Consider the following 22502-nt stretch of genomic DNA (forward strand, 5'->3'; position numbering starts at 1 on the left):
TATATGTCTAGTTCAGTAGAAGTTGAGTTCTCAAGCAATATGGAGCAAGTAAAAACACAAATCAATAATATGTGTGTTGAAAAAGTAACTGGTGCTACAATCCATTTGCAAAATCAAGTCAAAAAAACTCTCACAGGTAGTCGTAGTGGTAAACAATACAAAATACCACATACAAGCCGTAAATATACCGCATCCAAACCAGGTGAAGCTCCTGCTGTTCGTACTGGTGACTTATTAAACTCTATTAAGTACAACATTAAAAGGTCGCAATCAGAGGTATTGGGCGCAGTAGGAAGTGACTTAAAAAAAGCAATATGGCTTGAAACTGGTACGAGTAATATAGAAGCCCGTCCATTCCTGGTAAAAACGTTTGAGAAAGAGCGTAGAGAACTGAAAAGGCAAATGGGAGGGTAATTGTATGACTAATGCTATTGCAGCTATTAGAACGCTTGTAGAGAGCGATGAAATAATAAAGGCTAATCTATCGGAATATGGTGAAGGTGAAGACAAAGGCCCTGCTCTTACATTCCAAACTGCACAGGATGATATGGAAATGCCTTATGCAATTATGAGAATTGAAGCAGATAATCCGGATGATGTTGAAATTATAGATCGTATGATTCTGAATTTCGATGTGTATTGTGACAACGGGGATTATGATAAGGCGAAGTTAATTGCTACACGTATTGAGAAGTTACTAGATAGAGAAGTTGGCTTAAAAGATGATGGGATACTTTCTATACATCGTGCAGGTAAGCTGCCGATACCGGATGAAGACCCATCTATCATTCATATAAATGCAAAATTTCTTGTCCGAACGATTCGAACGGACTTGTATTAGGGGGTAGAACAAATGAGCTGGAAATTAATTAACGGTGTCCGCGAAGGAACAACTGATAATTTTGTAATCGGCCCTGGTGTCATGTATAAGGACTTTAAAAGCATAAAAGATTTAGGAGAAATGGTCGGAGCAACTACAGGTGGAACCAAAGTAGGTTTTGATCGTGAGTACTATGATGCAGATATTGATGGTGTATTAGGTAAGATGGTGCGCGGTAAGTGGCTATTAAAAGATGAACCGCATGTAGAACTTACATTAGTAGAGTTTACAAAAGAAAACCTGCAGTTAGCTTTACCTGGGATGACGGTAGATAGTACGACCGAACCAGATTACGATATTATGAAACCTTCAAATGAAATTCCTGACTCTAGTTATCATGATATTGCTTTGATTGGGATGGTTTCAGGAAGCAACTTGCCAATTATTTTCGTTATTCGAAATGCATTGGTAGTTTCAAGTATTGAAGTTGATTTGAAAGATGGAAAAGGAACGGTTGGATTGAAATGCAAGTTCATTGGTCATTACAGTGAATCTGCACCAAATACACCGCCTTATGAAATCTATTTACCAAAGAAAAAGAAAACAGCAGCACTTAAAGCGCCGGCTACCGCATAAATGGTAGTCGGTTTTCTATTACATAAAACGAGCTAAAAGCTAAAAGGAGAGAACGGAATGACATCTATTTTAGAAAAAATGATGAATACAGGTACAGAAATTACAATTTCAGGTGTAAAAGTGACGATGCGACGATTAAATGTAACGGATGTTTGGCGATTCGCTAAAATTATTTCGAAGGTTGGACGCAGCGCAATGGCTAATTTTGCTGATTTCGGTAAGGATAAGCAACAAATGGATGAACTAACTAAAGAAGCTGAATCTCTTCCGGAAGAAGAAAAACAAGCACAATTAGCTGCACTTAAAGAGAAGCAGCAGCAAAAAGGATTAGAATTCGCTTTCCGTGTTTTAACAATGATTCCTGCTTGTGAGGATGATTTTACAGAGTTCTTTGCTAGTTTATTGAAAGTAAAAGCAGATGAGTTTCGTCAATTCCCTCCAGAAGCAATGGTTGCTGTTATACAGGGCTTATTGGAAAGTGAAGACCTAATGACTTTTTTCAACCAGGTCAAGGGACTAGTGAAAGTTCAGAGCGAGAAGTGGAGCAAATCAGCAGTAATTCCAGCAGCGGCTCCGATTCAAGCGTAAACGAAAATTCAGATGAATATTTAGAGGAAGCCGAACAAAACATGTTACGTGCTTTCGACAAGATCCAAAAGCGGTATGGATGGACAGATGAATACGTCTTATCTATACCGTATTCGCGTTTAATGGACCTATTTTCTTTAATAGCACGAGAAGAGCAGCAAGAAGAATTAAATGAGTGGAAGAAGATGGCGTTCATTGGTTTTCAAACTCGTCAACTTGAAGAGGGTACTACTTTTGATGATTATCTAAAAGCCTTTGGACTAACTGATACCCAGGATGATAAGGAATCATCTTATAAAATGGGTGAAGTATGGAGCAAAGAAGAATGCGAAGCACATGTTGAGCAAATAATGGCTCAATTCCAGGAAGACGACGATGAAGAATAAAATGGTTATCGGCCCCAGAAGGGGGTGCGTAAATGTTAGCTGAAATGTTCCAACTGTTCGGAACGATTGGTATTAAAGCAGACGGCGCTTATAAAGATTTAAAACAATTTGAAGATCGAGTACAAAAAACTGCAAACGGAATGCATGATAAGTTCCAAAAGGCAGGGGAATCCATTAGTCATGTAGGTAACAAAATGAAAGATGTTGGTACTAACATGACTGCTGGCGTCTCATTACCTCTAGCTGGTATTGGTGCAGCAGCTGTCAAAGTAGCTTCTGATTTCGATACTTCACAAAGAAACATCCAATCTTCTTTAGGTCTTACTGAAAAAGGTGCTGAAAACCTTGGTAAAATCGCAAAAGAAACTTGGAAAGATGGATTTGGCCAAAGTATTGAAGAAGTAGATCAATCCCTTATAAAAGTGTATCAAAATATGAAAGAAGTTCCTCATGAAGAATTAGAGGAAGCTACAAAGAGCGCTATGACACTGGGTAAAACATTTGATTCTGATATCAATGAAGTAACCCGTGGTGCAGGGCAATTAATGACTAATTTCGGTATTTCTTCAAAAGAGGCATTCGATTTATTTGCTGCTGGTGGACAAGAAGGTTTGAACTATTCAAATGAAATGTTTGATAATGTGGCCGAATATGCGCCGCTGTACAAACAAGCCGGCTTCTCTGCTAACGAGATGTTTACCATTATGGCAAACGGGACTCGTGATGGCAGTTATAATCTCGATTACATTAACGACCTTGTAAAAGAGTTCGGTATTAGGGTACAGGATGGTTCTAAAGGTGTATCAGATGCCTTTGCTGAAATGTCTCCCCAAACACAAAAGGTCTGGGATAACTTCAACAAAGGGAAAGGAACTTCTGCAGATGTATTTAATGCCGTCTTAGGTGATTTAGGTAAGATGGACGATAAAGTGAAAGCAAACCAGCTTGGCGTTGCAGTATTCGGTAGATGATAAGTTGTGCCGAATTAAAATCGCGGTATGAAGCAAAGAGGGTGCGAATCCTAATTTGAACCGAAGGCTACGCAGAGTGTAGTCAGGGGCAGAGCATAGAGGGTGAAAAGATATAATCCCTCCACGAGACCGCGACACTTTAATAGTGAAAACGTATGCCGAGCTTACACTAATATGAAGTGTAAGAAGTAAGGGATAAAAAGCCTTTACGATAACAAAATGACAAAATGGGAAGACATGGGTGCTCAAGCTGTATTAGGGCTTAATAATGCAAATGGTGCGTTAGGCGATGTTGAAGGCACGATGGGCAAAATGCAGAAGACGCAGCAAGAATCCTTTGGTGTTCGCTGGCAAAAGTTAATGCGTACTACGATGGCATCATTAGAACCGTTAGGACAAGCCATCTTAGATATTGCAGAAGTGGCGCTTCCCCCAATTATTAAAGCGGTTGAGGTTGCTGCAAAGGCATTTAGTGCTATTCCTAAGCCAATCCAAATTGGGATTGTAGCAATTCTAGGTATGGTTGCAGTATTAGGGCCGTTAGTCGCCATGATGGGCTTTATGACAAGTGGAGTAGGTGCATTTGTCGGATCATTAAGATTCCTAGTACCGATACTTACTAAGGTGCCACTATTATTTACAGGCATCCTTAAAGTTGGGCCTAAACTTATTGGTATGTTTGGCGCAATAGGTAAAGCGCTCGCTATACTCGGAAGATCTGCGATGACATTACTCATGAATCCCTGGACAATTGCCATACTTGCTATTGTTGGATTAGTTTATTTAATTTACAAAAATTGGGATTCAGTTGTTAAATATACGAAACAAGCCGTTAAATGGATAGGTGACGCATGTTCTAAGGGGTGGGACGCAACCGTAAAAGGTGCGAAATCAGCTTGGTCTGGTTTATCTAAGTTCTTTTCTGGATTTTGGGAAGGAACGAAAAAAGTCTTCCATGCCTCTGTATCATTTATAGGAAAAATGCTCGAAGCAGCCTGGCGTGGTATAGCTGCAGTTATAAAGTTTTACATTAATTTCTGGAAAAAAGCATTCGAACTTGGGTGGATTGCTATAAAATTCATTTTTAATGCTGCTTTAAATATTTTAAAAAGCGTTGTTAAATTCGCCTTAGAAGTTATTAAAAATGTAATCTCATTTTATATAAAAGCATACCAAACGATTTTTAGAGTTGGGTGGAATATCATAAAAACGATATTCACGACTGTCCTTAACTTTTTGAAATCGTTTATTCGTGCTGCATTCGAATTTATAAAAAATGTGATTTCAACAGCGATGAATGTTATAAAAACTATAATTTCTGCCGCCTGGAATTTTATAAAAACGGTATTTGTCACGGTATTAAATTTCATTAAAAATACTGTTCAATCTGCATTCAATTTTATTAAAAATATAATTATTAATGTAATGAACTTTTTGAAAAATTTCATTCAAGCAGCCTGGAATTTTATTAAAGATACAATCATTGCAGCAGTTCGAGCCTTTGTTAATTTCGTAGTTGATAATTTTAATAGACTTAAAAATACTATTTTTAGTGTTGTTGGAGCTATTAAAGATTTCATAGTAAGTAGCTTTTCTGCAATTAAGAAAGCTATTACAGGAGCTTTTACAGGTATTGTAGATATCGTAAAAGATGTATTTAGCAAAGTCGGATCTATTGTAAAAAATGTAGCAAAAGAAGCAGTTAGCTGGGGAAAAGATATCATTGCTGGTATTGGTGAAGGTATGGCTGCAATGGGTGGCTGGATAGCTGATAAAGCAAAAGGCGTAGTTAGCGGAATTCCAAAAGCAGTTAAAAAGTTCTTTGGTATTCGAAGTCCTTCACGCCTAATGATGGAATTCGGTGGATTTATTACAGAAGGTCTAGGTGTAGGGATGGAAAACATGATCCCTGCAGTAGATAGAGCTTCTGAACTACTAAATAAAGCTGTTGTTCCACCTAAACCAATGAAACTAGTAACCGATGTATCTACTCAAATCGGGCAAATGGGAGCGCGCTCTGCTGATTTAATTGGCAAAACAGCACATCCATATGCTGGACAAACCCACGTTGAGAAGAAAACCGATAAGGGTGTAACAATTCAAAATGCTACATTTAAAGTCTCTGTTGAAAAATTACAATCTGCGGATGACTTTGTAAAAATGAGAAAGCTGCTACAAAACGTAGTTGCTGATGATCTAATGGGAATGGCGGTGCGAAATGTATGAGTGTATTAAAAACATTGCATAGAAAAGCAGGTTCGTATTACCTCTTTGAAGAGATAGTAGAATTAAAAAACACAATACAATATACCATTACTTTTGGATGGCCAGGGACATATAACTTTCATTTTATGTCCCAAGTTCCTATTGGTTCTGATGGCATGCTGCCGAATAAATACTTTATTGTTCGGGTAAATGGTATTGAACGGTTTAGAGCGAGAGGGCCTTACGCTTGGGAAGCACGAGAAATATTTGTTGGTGCAGGGCCGCAAACAATTGAATTTACAACAATAGGCTATGGTGCTTCTGATGTAGCCTATGTAAGCCAAGCTTCTTATCATGCATTTGGGTATGTTCCTAACATTGCAATGATTGAGCAAACAAAGATGCCAAAGTCACTAGACGGCTTAAAAACTCACAATGTTATGCATGGATATCCGCGTTTTCAAAGTGCTGGTAATAAAGGATGCGAAGTAGAATTTACTCTTCTATTTAGAGATATAAAATATTGGCGTGATTTCATGAAGGAAATTTATCGTACTCATATTATCACTGGTGATTACGGTACTTACGGGGGTATTATACCGCCTACTGAAGTGGATACAATACGAAAAGGCACATTAGTAATAGCAAAATGTAAATTAATATCTACAGCACAAGCAGGCGTTGGAGTTGATGGCATATGAGGGAAGGTTCTGTATCTTTAATTAGAATGTTGGGGAGTCATTTCCAATTAGGGAATAACTCCCCTAATTTAATTGTTTTTATGAAAAAAAGGGACTCTTCTTCTTACGTCCAAATTCAACACCGTGTAACGGGTTTAGAAGTCCAGGAGAACGCAGACCAATTCGCAAGTACATTTACTATTACCTTTGCAAATGAATACGGTCAAATGGCTCCTGATAATTGGTACGGTAAGTTTTCTTCTATTCAAGAATGGTTTTATAACAGTGAAGTAACAAATACAAATCAACTGTATCCACAGACAGAATTTAAGGTGTCTATTGGCTACGGTGAAGAGGTTTTACCTTATATACATGGTTTAGTATCTGATGTGAAGGTAAATGCCGAAAGTGGTACTATTTCAGTCACTTGTACAACATCTTATAAGAAACTTCTACATAAATCAGTAATCCCAACACCTGGATCGGATGAAATTGTCGCACCAACTGGAAATGTTTATGATGTTGTGAAATTCTTCTTCCAAAAAGCAGGGGTTGTCTTACATGGTAGTCCCGTAAACATACCTGGTACCAATCAAAGTTGGCTTGTTGAAGGTGCTACTGGTAAGAGGTTTCAAAAATGGGATGAAATTGTTCGCGATATTATAGATACAACATTCCACTATATTAAACATGAACCGGATGGAAGTTGTATGTTTATGAAAATGCCGGACTATGCGATTAACGAGCCTGCAAAATTTAACTTTAATGAAGGTGAGAACCTCATTTCATTAGATATGCAGCTAACAGATCAGGATATCAGTAATAGCATTGTTGTTAAATGTGGAGATTACGCAAACGGATTTCTTAATTCGTTTTTATTAAAAAATGTATCACAAGGTGATTTACGTGAGGAAATGATAGAAGTTCCTTGGGCGACAACGTTCTTTGCAAGAAGAGCAGTAGCTGCAGCTTATCATTTAAAAGCAATCCAGAAGTTTAGGACACTAACGGTAGCGGTAGTTGGTGATCCAAGGATTCAATTGTTTGATGTAATTTCTGTTTACAACCGAGATTCTGGCCAACAATGGAATTATTTCGTGAAAGGTATTAATACTATGATTTCAGCAGATGATGGTTTCTATCAAACTTTAGATTTAACAGTTAACTATGGATACGAACCTACTCCTTATACAGACATAAGCGGAATCACAGTAAACGTAGATACCTTACGGTTAAAACTTTGGGATTATGATTATGAAGATGGTGACGTAATAAATATTTACGCCAATGATAGGTTAATAGAAGAAAATTACCTTATCCGAAACAACCCTACATATGTTGATATCCCGCTCGAATACGGGGTAAATGTAGTTGTATTTGAAGCTGTACGAAATCCTTTAAGGTGGCTTACAGGACGAATGCAAGTGTTAGATACACAGAATAATATTCTATTTGATTATGGTGATATTCCAGATTTAACGTTTGATAGAAAAAACATAGGTCCAGATGGATATTATATTCAACGTCCTGCAAAAACATGGTCTGTCACAAGGGTAAATTAGGGGTGATATGATGATAATGCAAAAGAACTTATATGATCCGATTATGTATTTGATGAAAGGATTAATTGATAGAGAATTTTACAGCGGTGGAAAACCAATGCCTGGGGATGACCCAAATAACGTATTTAAAGAAGGTATGACAGAGGGCTATACCCTCATTCGTGATGGCGCTCGTTTATCTGCTGTTGATGGAGATAAATATCTTTATTACGATTTAGTTTTTAACGACAACGGTATGCTAGATAAGGTTATTTTATCCCACAAGATAACAGGAAAGACAATGGAAACACAATTAATATATAACGGAAAGAAACAATTAGAGCGTGTGCAGCCGCGACTTCTTAATAAAGGTAACGGTATGCTATCTGATTTAGCAATTCCCGATGTGTCGTAATGATGCACGGGAATTTTTTAATACATGGAAAAGGGTGATTACTCTTGTTTGAAACAACCTATTTAGCCGGTGGGCGATTAGATCCACCTTTCCATCCAACAAAAACGGAACCATTTATACCTGGTTTCATTATGGATTCTACATCATTTAAAACAGATGAAGTGACGTATACATTACCTGCCGATATGGAGATTTACGCAATTAGTGTTAGTTCCTCCATTTATGAATTAGATGATAAATGGAATTTAATCGTGAACGGCCAGACTGTTTGTCAGGATATTTATACGAAGCGTATTCCCGAAGGTATGCACTTCATGGTTTACAAATCCGTAAAAGCAGGAAGCGCAATAACATTCCGATTCCATAACCAAGGGATTCTTGATAAAACAGTGTGGTTTGAATTGCACTTTTTAAGATAAGGGGGCGTACTCATGAGTTTTTCAGTTAATTATATGGCTGGTGGAAGATTTGACGCACCTTACTTCCCAACTAAAACAGAACCATTTATACAAGGGCGAAGAGTTGGTATTTATGATGGAATGCATGTAGATAAGTTTTCATTACCATTTGAAACAGAAATGATTGCTTTTTCTGTTGCTGCTTCACATTACAGTGATAAGGACTATTGGAACTTATATATTAATGGCCAACAAGTATTTAAAGAAGTTTATGTAAAAGATGTGCCGGAGGGATTTAATTTCTCCATCGTTAAGCCTATATCTGCCAATGCAGAGTTAAAGTTCGAATACCATAATGTATCTGCAGAGAAAAAAACTGTATGGCTTAATTATCAACTTTTAAAGGATTAGGAGCGTGAAATCTATGGCATATATTGAAAAAATCGTTACAGAAGCAGAATTTCAAAATGAGCTTATAAATTTAATGACTGAAAATGGTTGGAAAAAAGTTAAAACCTTTTATAAATATATTCATAAAGAAAAAGAGCAAGGAAGCAAAAATAACATTACTAAATTGTATAAATATTGGTGTGCAAAACATGTTGTTTTACAAAATTCGGATGGTGGCATGTACGGAATTGTTCAGACCTGGGCTTGGGAGAATAAAATAAAATTGGATATAGATTTATCTACAGATAAAGGAAAAACAGAACTTCAATCTTATCTAGAAAATAACCCAGGATATAAAGATCGCTCTTGTATGTATCTATATATGATCGAACAACTCCCAAATTATAAAGATAACAGTTTAATCACTATGGGCGCTCAAGACGGATATGAAACTAAATCCATAATGGATGTTGAATTAGCTGAGGTTACAGAAGTAAAAAATGAAAACAGAAATCCGACTACTGGTGATATTTATTACACTTATTCTTATGAGTATTCTGATTCTCCGCAACTCATGATGTCACCTTGGGTAAAGTGTACTTTTAGAAATCCAAGATTACAAAATGTAAATGTAGATACAAATTGGTGGCCAGATTCACTAGTTCGTATTACAGGTCAAGTTGATAAAGATAGAGCGGTATTATTAATTCAAGCAGACAGAACACCAGCATTTGAAAATAACGTCGTTCCTGTAATACCGGTATATATGGGCAGGTTAGAAAGTTATGCAGCGGATGATACAATTGCGGATGCTCTATGGGCTGGTAGCGCCTATGATGAAGGCGACGAATCTTCCTCTCATACTTTTGATTATGAAAACCCGAAACCTTTTAGAGATGTATCGAAATATATGCCAAGAACAAAAACATATCCGAAAAGCCCTGGTAACGGTATTGATAATGTAATTATAAAACGTTCCCGATTCGGAGCAAGGTATCAAGCCCACTATATTGCGTGGAATGTTCCTAGTAATATGATGCCACCAGATCGTAAAGGAAAAAACGGTGGACAATACCCGTCAGCATGGCAGAGTCATGACAATGATGAATATAAATATCAATTTAATCCATCTTTATATAGTGGTAGAGTGCATACTTCACGTGCTTATATCGTTCATCCAGATGAAGGTGTCCGTGGCTATATGCCTTATATCGTTCTCCTATCACCATTAGGATTATTAGATGGCGACAAATTAAAAGTCCGAATAGATACTTGTCCAGACTCTCATGATATTTATCGTTTCTTTACAGTGGATGCAATTTCACCAATTACGAAAATGCCAGCAACTGCATATCGTCCAGCTGGTTTAGGTATATACGAAAAATCAATGTGATAAGGGGAGAAACTAAATGTGGTTCGATCAAGTAGTTAATTTACAAACGTTACCGAATGATTTAGAAAAAATGTATATCGCGAATGGATGGAAACGAGATTTACTATTCCGTATTCGAAGCGATTCTAGTAAATATATTGATGTGAGATTGTTTGAATCGTTAGGTAGTGATTTAGAAAGACGCAGATTCGGTTTTGCGGTAGCATACGATACTGCGGATTCAGATTTTGCAGATGCACGTTACGTTTCCGTTGAATCTAGATTAGGAAATCTAGGAGTCGGGGATGGGACAAAAACAGAATTTAATATTCCTGCTTTCCCAATTATCTCAACATCACTATTAGTTTATGTAAATAGTGTTTTGCAAGATAAGAGTTCTTATACAGTCGATAGTAAAACAGGGGACATCAAGTTTAAAACTCCTGTTGCAAAGGGTGGAAAGGTAACTGCAGAATATCGTCTTGCCAACGATGCATATGAACCATCTAATGATATGATTTTCTTCACGTATACGCGATATTTCATCGAAAAAGAAATTAAGTCTACAGAAGAAGCAGCAAATTTAGGGAATGGAAATGGAACGAAAACAACATTCACATTACCATTTGCTGATTTCGATGAAAGTCGTTTTACAGTTTATAAAAATGACACTGTTGTAACCGGAAATGAGTACTCATTCACTGGTGGTAGTATTATTTTCAAATCCGCGCCTGCAAGTTCTGACAACATTAAAGTTTCCGGAATAAGATTACTTGAACCAAATAAAGATGGGGTATTAGAAGATGTTATTACAGCAAAAACCAGATTTGATGTTCAAAATACAATAAGTGTTATGACGGAAATTTTTAAATCTATCAATTTTATTAATGCGTCACCTTATACATCGTTAAGCTTCACGCCAGAACAACGATTCACAAAAGATTGGAAGAGAGATTCAGTTGTTTACATGTATGGAAACGCAAATAAAGATTGTATCGTTATGTTTATGCGAATAGATCCGACGCCAAGTCCTGTCCGAGCTTTATTTGTTCCGCTTTATATTGGAAAAATGCACACCTTTGATAATAAACCACAAAAAAATTTAATTATCATGGGCGGTTGCCGCGAAGGAGAACAATTTAATAATTCCACGAAGAAAATTGGCGAAACTAACATGGACTATGGCCAAAATACTTCTGGTGGTAATTTATCGCCAATGTTGGCCCAATCTTTAACAGGGGCTATGTATCAACAACATTACCTATCGTTCATTACTCATAATGCTGAGATTGATAGTGGTCAAGGTCGTTTTAATCCTTCAATGTACAGTAATAAATACCATTTATCTCAATTTTATATTGTTCATCCAAACGATGGATATGTAGGGAAGTTAGATGATGTTTATGCGGTACATCCTAAGAACATTCAACAAGCTGATGAATTAGAAATTGAAAAAACAGTAGTGAATGAAGTACTTGGTAACGGTGATGGCGCCACAACTATATTTCATTTAGAACACAAACCACAAGGTGATACATTAAACATTTTTATGAATTGCAAAGAAATACCGAAAACAGATTATGTCTATAATCCAGATGACAAAACAGTGATATTTAAAGAATTTCCGCTTGGAGAAATTACAGCAAGTTATAAAATGGCGCAATTATATCGTTATACATTGCCCACAACTGCGGTATCACCATTCACAAGTAAAAATTCTCCGTTTAATCCTATTGGATTAGCGATTTATAAAGAGGACATTTAAAAACGAAAGGGGGAAAGCAAAGAATGAAAGAAAAGGTTTATTCGCTTGCTACCCCTTCTTTATTTATAAAAGAAAAAAACTATACTGTTTCTATTACTTCAGAATCCAATTTTGAAAAGAGCTATTGTGTAGCACTTTCAGTTACAAACCCTTTTGGAAAAAATGAACACGAGTTTCCAGTGAGTATGCCAGCAAGTTCAAGAGTCAAGGCTGTTACAGAAGATGATGCAGGGATATTTGCTACAAAAAGAACAACTAAAATTAAAGGCGTTTTCTCTGATATTGTGGAACAAGCTATTCGGCAAGTTAGAGAAATTGAAGCAAGTACGACTTCTCTAGACAGTTCCATTTCAAAACGTTTGATAGAATTTGATATGGAAGTTTCTGATATACAAGATTCCAAACAATTCAGATGTTTTCCCATTGGTATAAACATTGATGAGGAAGCATTGCAACATGAGCGGATTTTTAAAATGGATCATATCGTGGATGAGCATGTTAATCAACCTGTTAATACACATGAAATTCTTATTGCTAACGAAGAGGTGCTGCACCGTGCTACAAACGAGCACGAAATGAACCCAGTAATAAAAGAAGAAGTTCTTCATAAAAAAGTGCGCGAATTTGCTGTAGATGTAGATGAATTACCAGAATGGGTCAACGTAGCACGCGTTCTGTATGGGGAAAATTTTTATGAAAGTATCGTAGCAGCACGACAAGAAAAGGAAATATGCGCTACAACAATATCCGTCGATACAAGCAATATCACAATAAAAGAACTAGAAGCGATTAATGTCAGTGACGCGGAATTAGCAGATAGATCTATTAGAGAAATGATTGGTTCATATGAAGAATATGACATATTTAACGGTCAAGGTATACCAGTTTATTTACCCGATTATGATTTGTTCGCGCGCATCCAAAGAGAGTTGTCAGCAAACTACGCTGAATTATCTACAGGAGATAGAGATGCCTTACAGGTTAATGGGAGGGATGTTTCATTTGAATTAGCGGATCGTTCTATATCAGAAATAGGAAGTTCACTTGTAGATTCAGAAACTCTACTACGAAAAAAAATAGAAATGGATTTAATTGAAATAGATTTTAATCAATCTGATAGGGTGACTAACGAGATAAAAGCAGGAGAGGCTTTTCATGAATATGCTGAAAGAAAAACCAAATATCACGAATCCGAAAAAGTGAATGAATCAGGAGCCAATAGGGTTTCTAATGAATTTATCACAAATGATGTTGCACATATGGAGTTAACAATCCCCAAAGGTCGTGAGTACGGTGTAAACAGGGCTGATATATCAGATAGTTTAAATGTTAATCGTGAATTTAATACAGGTAATATTATTGAAATTGATAATGGAGATAGAAATATCAAAGACGTTTACAGTGTAATTAATAACACTGCAGCTGCAGATAAAGTAATTACAGCAGTTTCTACAGATTACATAGTAACGGATCCAGTTAATAAAATTACGAAAGATATCGTCACCATCATTACAGAAAACGAGTTAAGCAATCGCTTTGATACAAAAACTATTGTTTTTGAAGAGACTTTTTCATTAGCGGATAGAAATATCCTACAGATTGATGCAACGAGAGAAGAAATGGATTTGTTCGAAGGTTTGGGGATTCCAGTCTATTTACCTGACTTCGACATGTTTTCACGTATTAAAAGAGAATTCATAACAGAAACGGCTTTTTCCGAAATAATGAACCGACCAGAAATAAATATCTCATCAAAAATTGTTGATACTGTTGATATGGTGCGCCCTATACAAGAAATTATGACGGATGTGTCCGGAGCAATAGAATTTGAAAGACCGCTTTTAGAACTAGATTCACAAATTGATTATGATTATGATGCAGCGGATACACCTGCAAAGAAAGCTTTAATTCACGAACAGGATTTATTTGATACTTCTCGTCAGTTTGAAGCAGATGAAATAACAGGTGATACATTTGATAGAGAGAGCACTGTAGAAACTGTTGTGAGCGAATCTGAACAGTTTAATAGACAAATAATTTTCGAAAGCTCAATTATAGAGAATGATAGTTTTAAAGTGGACATGTTATTTGATGCCACTTGTATAAAATTTGAACATTTCATAGTTGATAATATATATAACGCTGAAATCATTGAAGGCGATGAAAAGAAAGAAGTTGTAAAAGAAGATCCAAAGCTATGGTTGCGGCATAGTCGTCAATCTTGGTGGACGAACTCAAATTGGAAGAAAACAAGATAAGGAGGAAAAAATGAGCGTAGGAACAAATATGAAAAATCCGGAAAGCGGATGGATAAGAAAATATTGTCAACCTGCTAATGCAGGAAGTTTCTTTAATGGTGTAAGTCGAACTAATCAATCCGATTGGTTTACTGTAGGAACGGATGAGCAAGCAGAAAGTGGAAATGCATTCTATGCGACTTCCAAGGTACCTTCTAACGAATTATCTTTTACATTCTTCGGTACAGGTCTTCGAATTATGGCTGGGCATGATGAGGTTCCAATTAGTGAATATTTTGCCCTTAGTATTGATGGTGGTGAGGAGAAATTTGTGCAGCTTTTTTCTAAAACACCACAATTTACAGTTGTTTATGAAAACCTACAGTTAGAAAACAAAGAACATAAGGTAACATTAAGAACAGCTATTAGCAGCGGTAAAGGGAGTTTTACTTTCTTATATGCTATTGATTACTTAGATTTAGAAACTGCAAAAAAACCGTTAGTTTCTTTGTATGAGAAAGAAAGCGGGAAAATATTTACAGATGATTTCGATTCAATACACCCACGGTGGATCATGTCTCCGGCAAGTGCATTTGATATTTCTGCTGAAAAGAGTTTTTTACGAATAAACCATGATGCCAGCAAAGATGTTTTACTATTAGTCGATAAACCTGCAGGTGACATTGCAATACAAGTAACTGCAGATTATCAGCCAACTGTAGAAAATGATAATGGTGGACTACTCATATACCAGAATACTGATAACAAAATTGAATTCCTTGAATCTTATTCAAAAACTAGTTCAAAGGATCATATAGAATGGTTAGCTGTATCACAAGGTAATCAGTGGGATTTTTACAGTAAAACAGATTCTAATTTTGATTATGCTGATAGCGACAAATTAGAAGCTAATAAGATTGGAATAATCTTAAAAAAAGGCATAGAAAACCAATACAAGCCATTAAATGTTGATCGTATTATTGTTACTGCAGGTAATAAATTAAAATTACGACAACTCTTTCCTGGGAGCATAGTTGTATTAAAAGATGATAGTGGAACCATCGTTTTTAAAAGTGTAGTAGTACAAAACAATACAGGTATAGATATTGTTTTACCATCACTGGAATTTAAGGGACAAGTAGAAATATTTGACGAAAAAAACATGCTAATCGCTACAAAGAAAACAATCTTTTATGGTGGCGACATATATAATATGGGTTCTCCTTTAAAGATTTTAATGCATGACAAAGAATTAAACGATACAGATCCAACCCATTTAGGGAATATGGTAGAGGGCCAAAAAGTTATTCGAATGTCTGTGCAAAATGAAAATATATCCGCTGTGGCCAATTTAAAAATATCTGTCCAACAATACATGGATAAGGTCGGAGTTTCCTGGGCAGATGTTTCACTAGATGGTATTAATTTTTCAAAAGAAATTTCTATCGGTACGTTAGACCCTCAAAACTCTAAAGAATTCTGGGTTAAAGTTGTTAAAGACTATAATTACATGGGCCTTGAACCAATTTATTTCAACATTAAACTAGCACATGATTAGGTTGTGATGATATGGGAACTAAAATGAAAATTAATAGATTCAAAGGGGAAACAGCAAATTCAAATCCAACATTTGTTGAAAGAAAAGAACAAATTTTTATAGAAAAAGGGCAGGTAGAATATATACCGATTAATATTGGATTCAACAAATATGATATCCGAACAATTAAAGTCATAAATGATAAAGATTCCGAAACAGTCGTTACAATTTTTGATAAAAAAGAAGATGGAGATCAAATATACAAGAGTCTCCAAGAGAAGAAAATATACGATATATTAGCAATACCAATTGAAGATAAAGATAATACTGCAGCCGCTCATGTTTTTGTTGAAAATAAAGGAGATTCGGCTGCTTTATTTTCTTTAAATATAAAAGCAGTAAGTTTATCTTAAAGGAGAAAGCTATATGACTAATAAAATTTTCAATCGCTTTGAAGTTGCACGAAAAGACATCTTCCAAACAGTTATTGATGAGATGCTTAGGGTGGGATGGGTACAAAAAAATAAAGGAGACTCTTCTGAAAATAACTTTTTCGTTATGTATTCAGATGGTAATGATAATAAGAAGAATATATTCATTGAACTTATCCCGTTTGATGGAAGAAATTCTGAATCTTCCCCGTCAACAAACTCTAGTTATGATATTAGAAAATCAGACTACGCAGATCCATTCTTTCGTTTTTCTGAAGGATACGACGAGCACACAAGTAGACGGATAAATATAACTGACTCCAATCCTTTAGGCTGGTTTTTTGGTAGAAGATATAACACTGGTTTTACAAAGGGAAAAGGACCAACTTATGATAAGGATGCAATTTTTGAATTATACGTTTTTGCAGATAAAGAACGTGTCATTGTTGCTACAATTGCACCAGAATATCTATCTGGTTACAACGTTGTTTCATATATAGGCGTTCCGGATGACCTGTATTTAAAAGAATCACATGAACCATTTACAAGGGCGATATATGCAGCATCAACAGCTTTCTCCGGAGTAACTTCTAATTCTTCGACGCAGCAAAATCAAGGTTGGATGTTTGCGGGCCCTGAATCATTTCCTTCTTCAACTAAACCATATAGATCCACCACAAGTTATTTTACGCCTTTGAAGAACCCGACAATTGATAAATCATATATTTTGTCTCCTATTTTTGTAGAGACTAAGGAGGAAGGTGTCCGAGGACGATTAGATGGAATATTTTATTTAAGCGGAACAACGAATTTATCACAAGGAGACTTCATTGAAATTCCAACCGATGAAGGGATACAAAAATATAGATATTTAGCTTGTGTTAGTAATACTATGAACACCTATTCACTACCATCAGATATTGTAATAAGGGTTTCTTGATTATGGCTACTTTTAAAGGAATGATATTACGTAATTATCTAACTGTAGCCAATAGGAACGTACAAACACGGAAGGGAGCATTTTTACCTAAGCTAGAAATACCTAACAATCCACAAAACCATGACATGAGACGACCACGACAAGAACCATTAGAACATTCATGGAAAAAATTAAATACGTAAACAAGAAAATCCAAGCGTGCAGCAGCAGGCTTTTTATTTTGGCCAAAATTTGAAAGGAGGTGAGAACTTGGAACGAATTCAAGAACTTATCAAGGCATTGAATATATCTGATGTAATTACAAGTACTCAATTTAAAGTGGGTGGCATTATAAGCGGAGGACTAGGAACATTAATTAATTTGCTATATGGTAAGGCGAATGTAATTTGGATTGGAATCTACTGCTGGATTATTATGTTGGACTGGATTACTGGTAGTAAAGCTTCAAAACTAGATGGCACATACTCATCACAATATGGAATTGAGGGCATCACGAGAACCGTGGTGCTTTTATCATTGCCGGCTCTTGCACATTTATTTGATATCGCTCTTAAACTACCCGATTTCTTTTTCTTTATGGTAGTTGGTGGGTTGAGTTATCACATTTTTAATAGTTTTGCTGCAAACTGTGCAAGAATTGGCTGGGAAAGATGGATTCCCGCATGGTTATTAGAAAGTGTAGCATCCGAAATTCAAGCAAAAATCCAAAGAAGTGATGCACGAAAAGAAAAACATAATACCAAATAAAAATATACGCCTTACATAAGGAAAGAGCATTGTCATAGGACGGTGCTCTTTTTTGTATGGCCAAAAAGGGGAAAATACACAATGAAAAAACCATTGAAACTATTTAGTTCATTATTCATGACTCTATTGCTCTTATTTTCGTTCGCTACGGCTTCTTTTGCTGATAGAGTACTAATTATCCAAGACTTACCGAAACAAGCATATCGCTACGGTGTGGGCGCTTATGAGGGCGTTGTAGCACATAGTACTGCAACACCAGAAGCACCAGCAATTAATATTCAAAAGTATGAGTCTCGTACATGGCGCTCTGCATTCGTTCATTATGCGGTAGATTGGGATGAAACAATCCAAATTGCCGATACAAAATATATTGCTTATGGCGCTGGACCAGCTGCTAACAAACGATTTGTTCACGTAGAACTTTCTGAAACTAGTAATCCAGCTAAATTTAAATCTTCTTATGAACGTTATGTAAAACTATTAGCTAAGATTTTAAAAGATAGAGGAATTCACCCAAGCAAAGGATTATGGACACATAAAGATATTACTTATAAATTAGGTGGCACCGACCACGAAGATCCGCTTGATTATCTACGTAGTCATGGCGTATCAGAATCACAATTCAGAGCAGACGTACAAAAGGCATATGAGGGCGCAACAGTTACAGTTAAACCAAAACCACAAGAACCTATTCAAAGCATTGTAGGAACAACAGGAGTAGCTTATATCGATGGATATAATGTAAACCTTAGAAGTGGGCCATCAACCAATTACGGTGTTATCCGTCAATTAAGTAAAGATGAATCCTATCAAGTATGGGGAAAACAAGGTGACTGGTTAAATCTTGGTGGTAATCAATGGATTTATAACAACCCATCCTACATTAAATATCAAGGGGAACAAACTACTGCAACAAGTTCAGTTGTAGGAAAGCGTGTTGTTTCTAAAGTGGACAACCTTCGCTTCTATGATTCTGCTTCTTGGTCTGATAAAGATGTAGCTGGAACTGTAGATGAGGGACTAGGATTTACTATTGATGCTAAGGTATCAGTGAATGGTTTACCACAATACAAGGTACACAACAGCAAAGGTACAACATATTATGTAACTGCAAATGAAGCCTATGTGTATGTGAAGTAGAGAAAAGAGTATGCCCAAGTTTGGGCATACTCTTTTGTTTTATAAGATATATCGTTACAAACCCCTTTAAATTAGCATATACCATTAATGTTAATTAGCCTTTTTATAATCCCTAGAAATGAAAAATAAAATCAAAACAAATAAAAATAAGCTTATATTTATACAATTTTTCCAAAAAGCACTTTCTAAAAAGTAATTAACTAAAGTTAATATCAATAAACAAAATGCTCCAATTATAGGTAAACTATTTCTAATCCTTTTTAACATAACACCCTACCTTTCTATAAAAAAACATTTTTGTAAATATATAGAATATATGTTACTATTAACCTGTCTTATAAAATTGATTATAAAGGAGAAAGATATTATGTTCAAACAAAAGACATTAACTATTACTGCTGCATTTTTACTATTTGGTTCAATCTCTGCTCCAATTGCTCAAGCTGCAGAAGTCTCAACATCTATAGAATCTCCAACTAAGGCTCCATCTACCGAAGAAATTAACTTTACAGAAATCGAAACAGCTTTATCAGCTATTGAAAACATACCAAATGAAGTTTTAAGTCAAGGAAACGAAGCGATAGTTCAATGGTTCGAAACAGAAACTGGACTTAATGTTTCAATAGAGAACGATATATTAAAGTTTAATAGTATTTCAGCAACACAAATGAGAGGATTCAATACATCTGGATGTATTGCAGCTATAGGAATTGCTTTAGTTACTAATGGTATTCCTCTTACAAAAATTACAAAAGTAAAATCAGCTTTAAATGCCCTTGGTGGTACAGCAAACGCAGTTAAAAAAATAAAAAAATATTATGATAAGTATCGTTTTAATGGTTTTTCTCGGAATGATTCACTAAAGAAAGCATTAAACAGCGCTTCTAGTGGGCTAGCTAAAGATTTACAGAGTTCATTACTAGATTTCTTTAATTTAACTAACGTAATTGCAAATTGTAGCTAAAAAACAAAAAGACTGACCATTTGGATAACCGCAATATAAAGTACATAACAATAGGGGAACAACATACTATGTAACTGCAAATGAAGCCTATGTGTATGTGAAGTAGAAAAAAGGGTATGCCCAAACTTGGGTATACCCTTTTTTGTTTATTTTTACGTAAAAAGTGGATGTTTTTCTATAATTTAGCCTATTTTTATTTGACGTGAGTCAAATAAAATGCTATAATAAGAGTATAAAGAAAAGGAGGTGAACAAAGTGGATTGGATGATAATCTTAGGAACGATAACAGCGTTCATAACAATTTACTCTCAACTTTCTTCCGGTGTTAAAAACACAATTGATATTTACTACAAAATCAAGGAAGAAAAAGCAAAGAGTCGCTCCCGCCAAGAAAACGACTCTGAGTAAGACACCGCAAGAGAGGGAAACCTCTCTTGTACCTAAGATTATATCACATGACACTATACTTTATGAAAAAAGTCATTTTCAGCAGCATACCAATTATTGTAATTCTAGGGTACATTTTGTATCAAATTGATTACACTGATTTACAAACATTAGATTACATCTACATCGTACTATGTATAATTGCCTTTGTAATGATGGTGTTTAATTTAGTCACTACCTATATCAAGGAGAAAAAGAATGTATAATTTTAAAACTAAAGACGATTTAATTCGTTTTATTCAGGATGAAATCGTAAATACTTCAGAAGCGCTAGAAATTTTAGGTTGTTCACGCCAAAACCTAAATTACATGGTTCAAACAGAAAAAGTGAAACCTATTAAGGAATTGCCACGAGATCGATTGTATTTCAAAGAAGATATTTTAAAAAGTAAAGAGCACATGAGAAAGTAACCCTAGATCGAAGGGTTACTTTTTTTATAGATTTTTGTTAGGACGGACTAACAAAAATCAAGATATGAATTAGATGAGATATGGATAGTTAAACTTGTACGCTGGAGTTTGGATGCAAACTTATACGTTACCTACACAAAGATACCTTGTATCGCAAGGGTTCTTGATACTTTAAATTTGTTAGGTCGGCATGACACTTTTTCCCTAACAAATTTCAACTATGGAAACCTGTCCCCAAAACCACAACAATATCTAAAACAACAATGTATTCATTATGGATATGCGGAACAAAAAACATCAGTTTTCTGGACCCATTTTCTATAATTCTTAGTACATACTAAAAGGAATCTTATTTTCAAAACAGAATAGTTATATTTTAAAATTACTTTTGTATTTTTTAGAGGAGGTGAATTGATGTTTAAATTTATTTGGGCAATTGCATTCGCTCTAATTATATTCTTTTTAGTACGCGGTACGTTTATACCATATATAGCTTCTAATGAAAATATTGTAGCTTTGTTTGTAATTTTCACAGTAGTTATTATTAATTCATGGATCATTGACTTAATAAATCGTTTATATAAAAAGAAAACCGAACTAGATAAATAGTCTAGTTCGGTTTTCTTTTTTATTTTGTATATTTCATAACTTTTGTATCAGTGTATACTTTCTTACCGTTTTTAATTGTATCCGTTACTGTTTTTACATAATGGTTAACGGCATCGATATCTCTGTATGCTTCAGTATGATAATACGTAACAGAAGGTTGATTAAAATACATTAATCCGCTTGCAACTACTTGTGCTGTAGCCTGTACTGGTTTCCAAGGAATATAAACAGATAATCCATTTACTAACATAAGTCCTACATTATAACTATCTTTATTAATCCTGTTGCTTGAATCTTTACTACTAGCGTGTTTCCAGTTGAAACTACCATCAGCGATAATTACTCCCTGTACATTACTTGTACGAGTTTCAGTACCTGAAACCTCTCTATTGATAATGTTTTCGTTTTCATCAAATTTTACTGTTTCGCTGTATAACACTTCAAAGTCTGCACTTGAAGTATCCAAAGGTGATGTTACACCTGCAAATTTTGCTGATGAATTAGCAGCTTCAGGTGCTGTAGGCGAATCTGCATATACATTACCTGCGCCCCATCCAGTACTCGCTAACATACCACCAACTAGTAACATTGGGATTGCCTTTTTCTTTAATAAGTTTTTATAACCCATAATAACATCTCCATCCTTTTAAAAATTTATGCTAATTTACCGGTATTTACTAGCACAATCCCGATACTAGCCTATAAAATTCAAAAAATAAACAATATTCAGTTTAAAATTTTCACAAAACAATTCGACAAACCTTCTTAAGACTATGTCATTACTGGAGTTATAATGATTTTTATATAAATAATTTTATCTTTACAATCTAACGATTTACCGATGTTTTTACGTCAATTGATAAATATAAAAT

General features: G+C 35.3%; 24 protein-coding genes and 2 pseudogenes. 25 read left to right on the forward strand and 1 reads right to left on the reverse strand.

Features of this window, described 5'->3' with window-relative positions:
- Nucleotides 1-3 precede the first annotated feature (3 nt).
- The 25 genes and pseudogenes from CER22_RS15610 (at nucleotide 4) to CER22_RS15730 (ending at nucleotide 21630) form a co-directional block, all read left to right on the forward strand.
- Nucleotides 4-414 carry a hypothetical protein gene (locus tag CER22_RS15610; RefSeq protein WP_088119542.1) on the forward strand — a complete coding sequence of 137 codons (411 nt, stop codon included), beginning with the start codon at nucleotides 4-6 and terminating at the stop codon, nucleotides 412-414.
- A gap of 4 nt (nucleotides 415-418) precedes the next feature.
- Complete coding sequence (locus CER22_RS15615; protein ID WP_088609080.1) at nucleotides 419-841, forward strand: hypothetical protein; 423 nt, start codon at nucleotides 419-421, stop codon at nucleotides 839-841.
- A gap of 12 nt (nucleotides 842-853) precedes the next feature.
- Nucleotides 854-1456, forward strand: coding sequence for a hypothetical protein (locus CER22_RS15620; protein WP_088609081.1), 603 nt, complete (start codon nucleotides 854-856; stop codon nucleotides 1454-1456).
- Nucleotides 1457-1513: 57 nt separating this feature from the next.
- Complete coding sequence (locus CER22_RS15625) at nucleotides 1514-2044, forward strand: hypothetical protein (protein WP_088609082.1); 531 nt, start codon at nucleotides 1514-1516, stop codon at nucleotides 2042-2044.
- A complete protein-coding gene (locus tag CER22_RS15630; protein WP_088609083.1) occupies nucleotides 1996-2430 on the forward strand; it encodes a hypothetical protein in 435 nt (144 codons plus the stop codon). Before CER22_RS15625 ends, CER22_RS15630 begins: the two co-directional genes overlap by 49 nt.
- A gap of 32 nt (nucleotides 2431-2462) precedes the next feature.
- Nucleotides 2463-3395 (forward strand): annotated as a pseudogene (locus CER22_RS15635) (phage tail tape measure protein); the annotation flags it as partial.
- Nucleotides 3396-3620: 225 nt separating this feature from the next.
- Nucleotides 3621-5627: a hypothetical protein gene (locus CER22_RS15640; RefSeq protein ID WP_088609085.1), complete on the forward strand. Its 2007-nt coding sequence runs from the start codon at nucleotides 3621-3623 to the stop codon at nucleotides 5625-5627.
- The gene (locus CER22_RS15645; protein WP_088609086.1) at nucleotides 5624-6307 is read left to right on the forward strand and encodes a hypothetical protein; all 684 of its coding nucleotides are present in this window, start codon (nucleotides 5624-5626) and stop codon (nucleotides 6305-6307) included. The genes CER22_RS15640 and CER22_RS15645 overlap by 4 nt, the downstream gene beginning before the upstream one ends.
- Nucleotides 6304-7848 (forward strand): hypothetical protein, encoded by a 1545-nt coding sequence (locus CER22_RS15650; RefSeq protein WP_088609087.1) that lies wholly within the window; start codon nucleotides 6304-6306, stop codon nucleotides 7846-7848. The genes CER22_RS15645 and CER22_RS15650 overlap by 4 nt, the downstream gene beginning before the upstream one ends.
- A 10-nt stretch (nucleotides 7849-7858) precedes the next feature.
- A complete protein-coding gene (locus tag CER22_RS15655) occupies nucleotides 7859-8242 on the forward strand; it encodes a hypothetical protein (protein ID WP_088609088.1) in 384 nt (127 codons plus the stop codon).
- Between the two features lie 44 nt (nucleotides 8243-8286).
- Nucleotides 8287-8661, forward strand: a complete 375-nt coding sequence (locus CER22_RS15660) for a Low copy number virion structural protein (RefSeq protein ID WP_088609089.1) — start codon at nucleotides 8287-8289, stop codon at nucleotides 8659-8661.
- A gap of 12 nt (nucleotides 8662-8673) precedes the next feature.
- On the forward strand, nucleotides 8674-9051 hold the full coding sequence (locus tag CER22_RS15665; RefSeq protein ID WP_088609090.1) for a Low copy number virion structural protein: 378 nt from the start codon (nucleotides 8674-8676) through the stop codon (nucleotides 9049-9051).
- A 13-nt stretch (nucleotides 9052-9064) separates the two neighbouring features.
- Nucleotides 9065-10423, forward strand: coding sequence for a hypothetical protein (locus CER22_RS15670; protein ID WP_088609091.1), 1359 nt, complete (start codon nucleotides 9065-9067; stop codon nucleotides 10421-10423).
- Nucleotides 10424-10439: 16 nt separating this feature from the next.
- On the forward strand, nucleotides 10440-12167 hold the full coding sequence (locus tag CER22_RS15675) for a hypothetical protein (RefSeq protein WP_088609092.1): 1728 nt from the start codon (nucleotides 10440-10442) through the stop codon (nucleotides 12165-12167).
- A gap of 23 nt (nucleotides 12168-12190) precedes the next feature.
- The gene (locus CER22_RS15680; RefSeq protein ID WP_088609093.1) at nucleotides 12191-14425 is read left to right on the forward strand and encodes a hypothetical protein; all 2235 of its coding nucleotides are present in this window, start codon (nucleotides 12191-12193) and stop codon (nucleotides 14423-14425) included.
- A 10-nt stretch (nucleotides 14426-14435) separates the two neighbouring features.
- Complete coding sequence (locus CER22_RS15685) at nucleotides 14436-15962, forward strand: cell adhesion protein (RefSeq protein WP_088609094.1); 1527 nt, start codon at nucleotides 14436-14438, stop codon at nucleotides 15960-15962.
- Between the two features lie 11 nt (nucleotides 15963-15973).
- Nucleotides 15974-16354 carry a hypothetical protein gene (locus CER22_RS15690; protein WP_088063213.1) on the forward strand — a complete coding sequence of 127 codons (381 nt, stop codon included), beginning with the start codon at nucleotides 15974-15976 and terminating at the stop codon, nucleotides 16352-16354.
- Between the two features lie 13 nt (nucleotides 16355-16367).
- Nucleotides 16368-17312 carry a hypothetical protein gene (locus CER22_RS15695; RefSeq protein WP_088609095.1) on the forward strand — a complete coding sequence of 315 codons (945 nt, stop codon included), beginning with the start codon at nucleotides 16368-16370 and terminating at the stop codon, nucleotides 17310-17312.
- 249 nt (nucleotides 17313-17561) lie between these two features.
- Nucleotides 17562-18059: a phage holin family protein gene (locus CER22_RS15705; RefSeq protein ID WP_088609096.1), complete on the forward strand. Its 498-nt coding sequence runs from the start codon at nucleotides 17562-17564 to the stop codon at nucleotides 18057-18059.
- A gap of 81 nt (nucleotides 18060-18140) precedes the next feature.
- Nucleotides 18141-19199 (forward strand): N-acetylmuramoyl-L-alanine amidase, encoded by a 1059-nt coding sequence (locus CER22_RS15710; protein ID WP_088609097.1) that lies wholly within the window; start codon nucleotides 18141-18143, stop codon nucleotides 19197-19199.
- Between the two features lie 367 nt (nucleotides 19200-19566).
- The gene (locus CER22_RS15715) at nucleotides 19567-20163 is read left to right on the forward strand and encodes a hypothetical protein (protein ID WP_088609098.1); all 597 of its coding nucleotides are present in this window, start codon (nucleotides 19567-19569) and stop codon (nucleotides 20161-20163) included.
- A 28-nt stretch (nucleotides 20164-20191) separates the two neighbouring features.
- A pseudogene (locus tag CER22_RS34205) lies at nucleotides 20192-20269 on the forward strand (N-acetylmuramoyl-L-alanine amidase); the annotation flags it as partial.
- 149 nt (nucleotides 20270-20418) lie between these two features.
- Nucleotides 20419-20571 carry a hypothetical protein gene (locus CER22_RS33085; protein ID WP_179211917.1) on the forward strand — a complete coding sequence of 51 codons (153 nt, stop codon included), beginning with the start codon at nucleotides 20419-20421 and terminating at the stop codon, nucleotides 20569-20571.
- A gap of 237 nt (nucleotides 20572-20808) precedes the next feature.
- Nucleotides 20809-21021: a DNA-binding protein gene (locus tag CER22_RS15725; protein ID WP_088609100.1), complete on the forward strand. Its 213-nt coding sequence runs from the start codon at nucleotides 20809-20811 to the stop codon at nucleotides 21019-21021.
- 414 nt (nucleotides 21022-21435) lie between these two features.
- Nucleotides 21436-21630 carry a hypothetical protein gene (locus CER22_RS15730; RefSeq protein ID WP_088609101.1) on the forward strand — a complete coding sequence of 65 codons (195 nt, stop codon included), beginning with the start codon at nucleotides 21436-21438 and terminating at the stop codon, nucleotides 21628-21630.
- A gap of 19 nt (nucleotides 21631-21649) precedes the next feature.
- On the opposite strand, the gene CER22_RS15735 is transcribed toward CER22_RS15730, so the two are convergent.
- Nucleotides 21650-22258, reverse strand: a complete 609-nt coding sequence (locus CER22_RS15735) for a hypothetical protein (protein WP_088609102.1) — start codon at nucleotides 22256-22258, stop codon at nucleotides 21650-21652.
- Nucleotides 22259-22502: the final 244 nt, after the last annotated feature.

The organism is Bacillus sp. K2I17, from assembly GCF_002209985.1.
Lineage (GTDB): Bacteria > Bacillota > Bacilli > Bacillales > Bacillaceae_G > Bacillus_A > Bacillus_A wiedmannii.

Coding starts and splice junctions, on each gene's coding strand:
- CER22_RS15610 (WP_088119542.1), top strand. CDS start 4: ATGTCTAGTTCAGTAGAAGTTGAGTTCTCAAGCAATATGGAGCAAGTA.
- CER22_RS15615 (WP_088609080.1), top strand. CDS start 419: ATGACTAATGCTATTGCAGCTATTAGAACGCTTGTAGAGAGCGATGAA.
- CER22_RS15620 (WP_088609081.1), top strand. CDS start 854: ATGAGCTGGAAATTAATTAACGGTGTCCGCGAAGGAACAACTGATAAT.
- CER22_RS15625 (WP_088609082.1), top strand. CDS start 1,514: ATGACATCTATTTTAGAAAAAATGATGAATACAGGTACAGAAATTACA.
- CER22_RS15640 (WP_088609085.1), top strand. CDS start 3,621: ATGACAAAATGGGAAGACATGGGTGCTCAAGCTGTATTAGGGCTTAAT.
- CER22_RS15645 (WP_088609086.1), top strand. CDS start 5,624: ATGAGTGTATTAAAAACATTGCATAGAAAAGCAGGTTCGTATTACCTC.
- CER22_RS15650 (WP_088609087.1), top strand. CDS start 6,304: ATGAGGGAAGGTTCTGTATCTTTAATTAGAATGTTGGGGAGTCATTTC.
- CER22_RS15655 (WP_088609088.1), top strand. CDS start 7,859: ATGATAATGCAAAAGAACTTATATGATCCGATTATGTATTTGATGAAA.
- CER22_RS15665 (WP_088609090.1), top strand. CDS start 8,674: ATGAGTTTTTCAGTTAATTATATGGCTGGTGGAAGATTTGACGCACCT.
- CER22_RS15670 (WP_088609091.1), top strand. CDS start 9,065: ATGGCATATATTGAAAAAATCGTTACAGAAGCAGAATTTCAAAATGAG.
- CER22_RS15675 (WP_088609092.1), top strand. CDS start 10,440: ATGTGGTTCGATCAAGTAGTTAATTTACAAACGTTACCGAATGATTTA.
- CER22_RS15680 (WP_088609093.1), top strand. CDS start 12,191: ATGAAAGAAAAGGTTTATTCGCTTGCTACCCCTTCTTTATTTATAAAA.
- CER22_RS15685 (WP_088609094.1), top strand. CDS start 14,436: ATGAGCGTAGGAACAAATATGAAAAATCCGGAAAGCGGATGGATAAGA.
- CER22_RS15690 (WP_088063213.1), top strand. CDS start 15,974: ATGGGAACTAAAATGAAAATTAATAGATTCAAAGGGGAAACAGCAAAT.
- CER22_RS15695 (WP_088609095.1), top strand. CDS start 16,368: ATGACTAATAAAATTTTCAATCGCTTTGAAGTTGCACGAAAAGACATC.
- CER22_RS15710 (WP_088609097.1), top strand. CDS start 18,141: ATGAAAAAACCATTGAAACTATTTAGTTCATTATTCATGACTCTATTG.
- CER22_RS15715 (WP_088609098.1), top strand. CDS start 19,567: ATGTTCAAACAAAAGACATTAACTATTACTGCTGCATTTTTACTATTT.
- CER22_RS15725 (WP_088609100.1), top strand. CDS start 20,809: ATGTATAATTTTAAAACTAAAGACGATTTAATTCGTTTTATTCAGGAT.
- CER22_RS15730 (WP_088609101.1), top strand. CDS start 21,436: ATGTTTAAATTTATTTGGGCAATTGCATTCGCTCTAATTATATTCTTT.
- CER22_RS15735 (WP_088609102.1), bottom strand. CDS start 22,258: ATGGGTTATAAAAACTTATTAAAGAAAAAGGCAATCCCAATGTTACTA.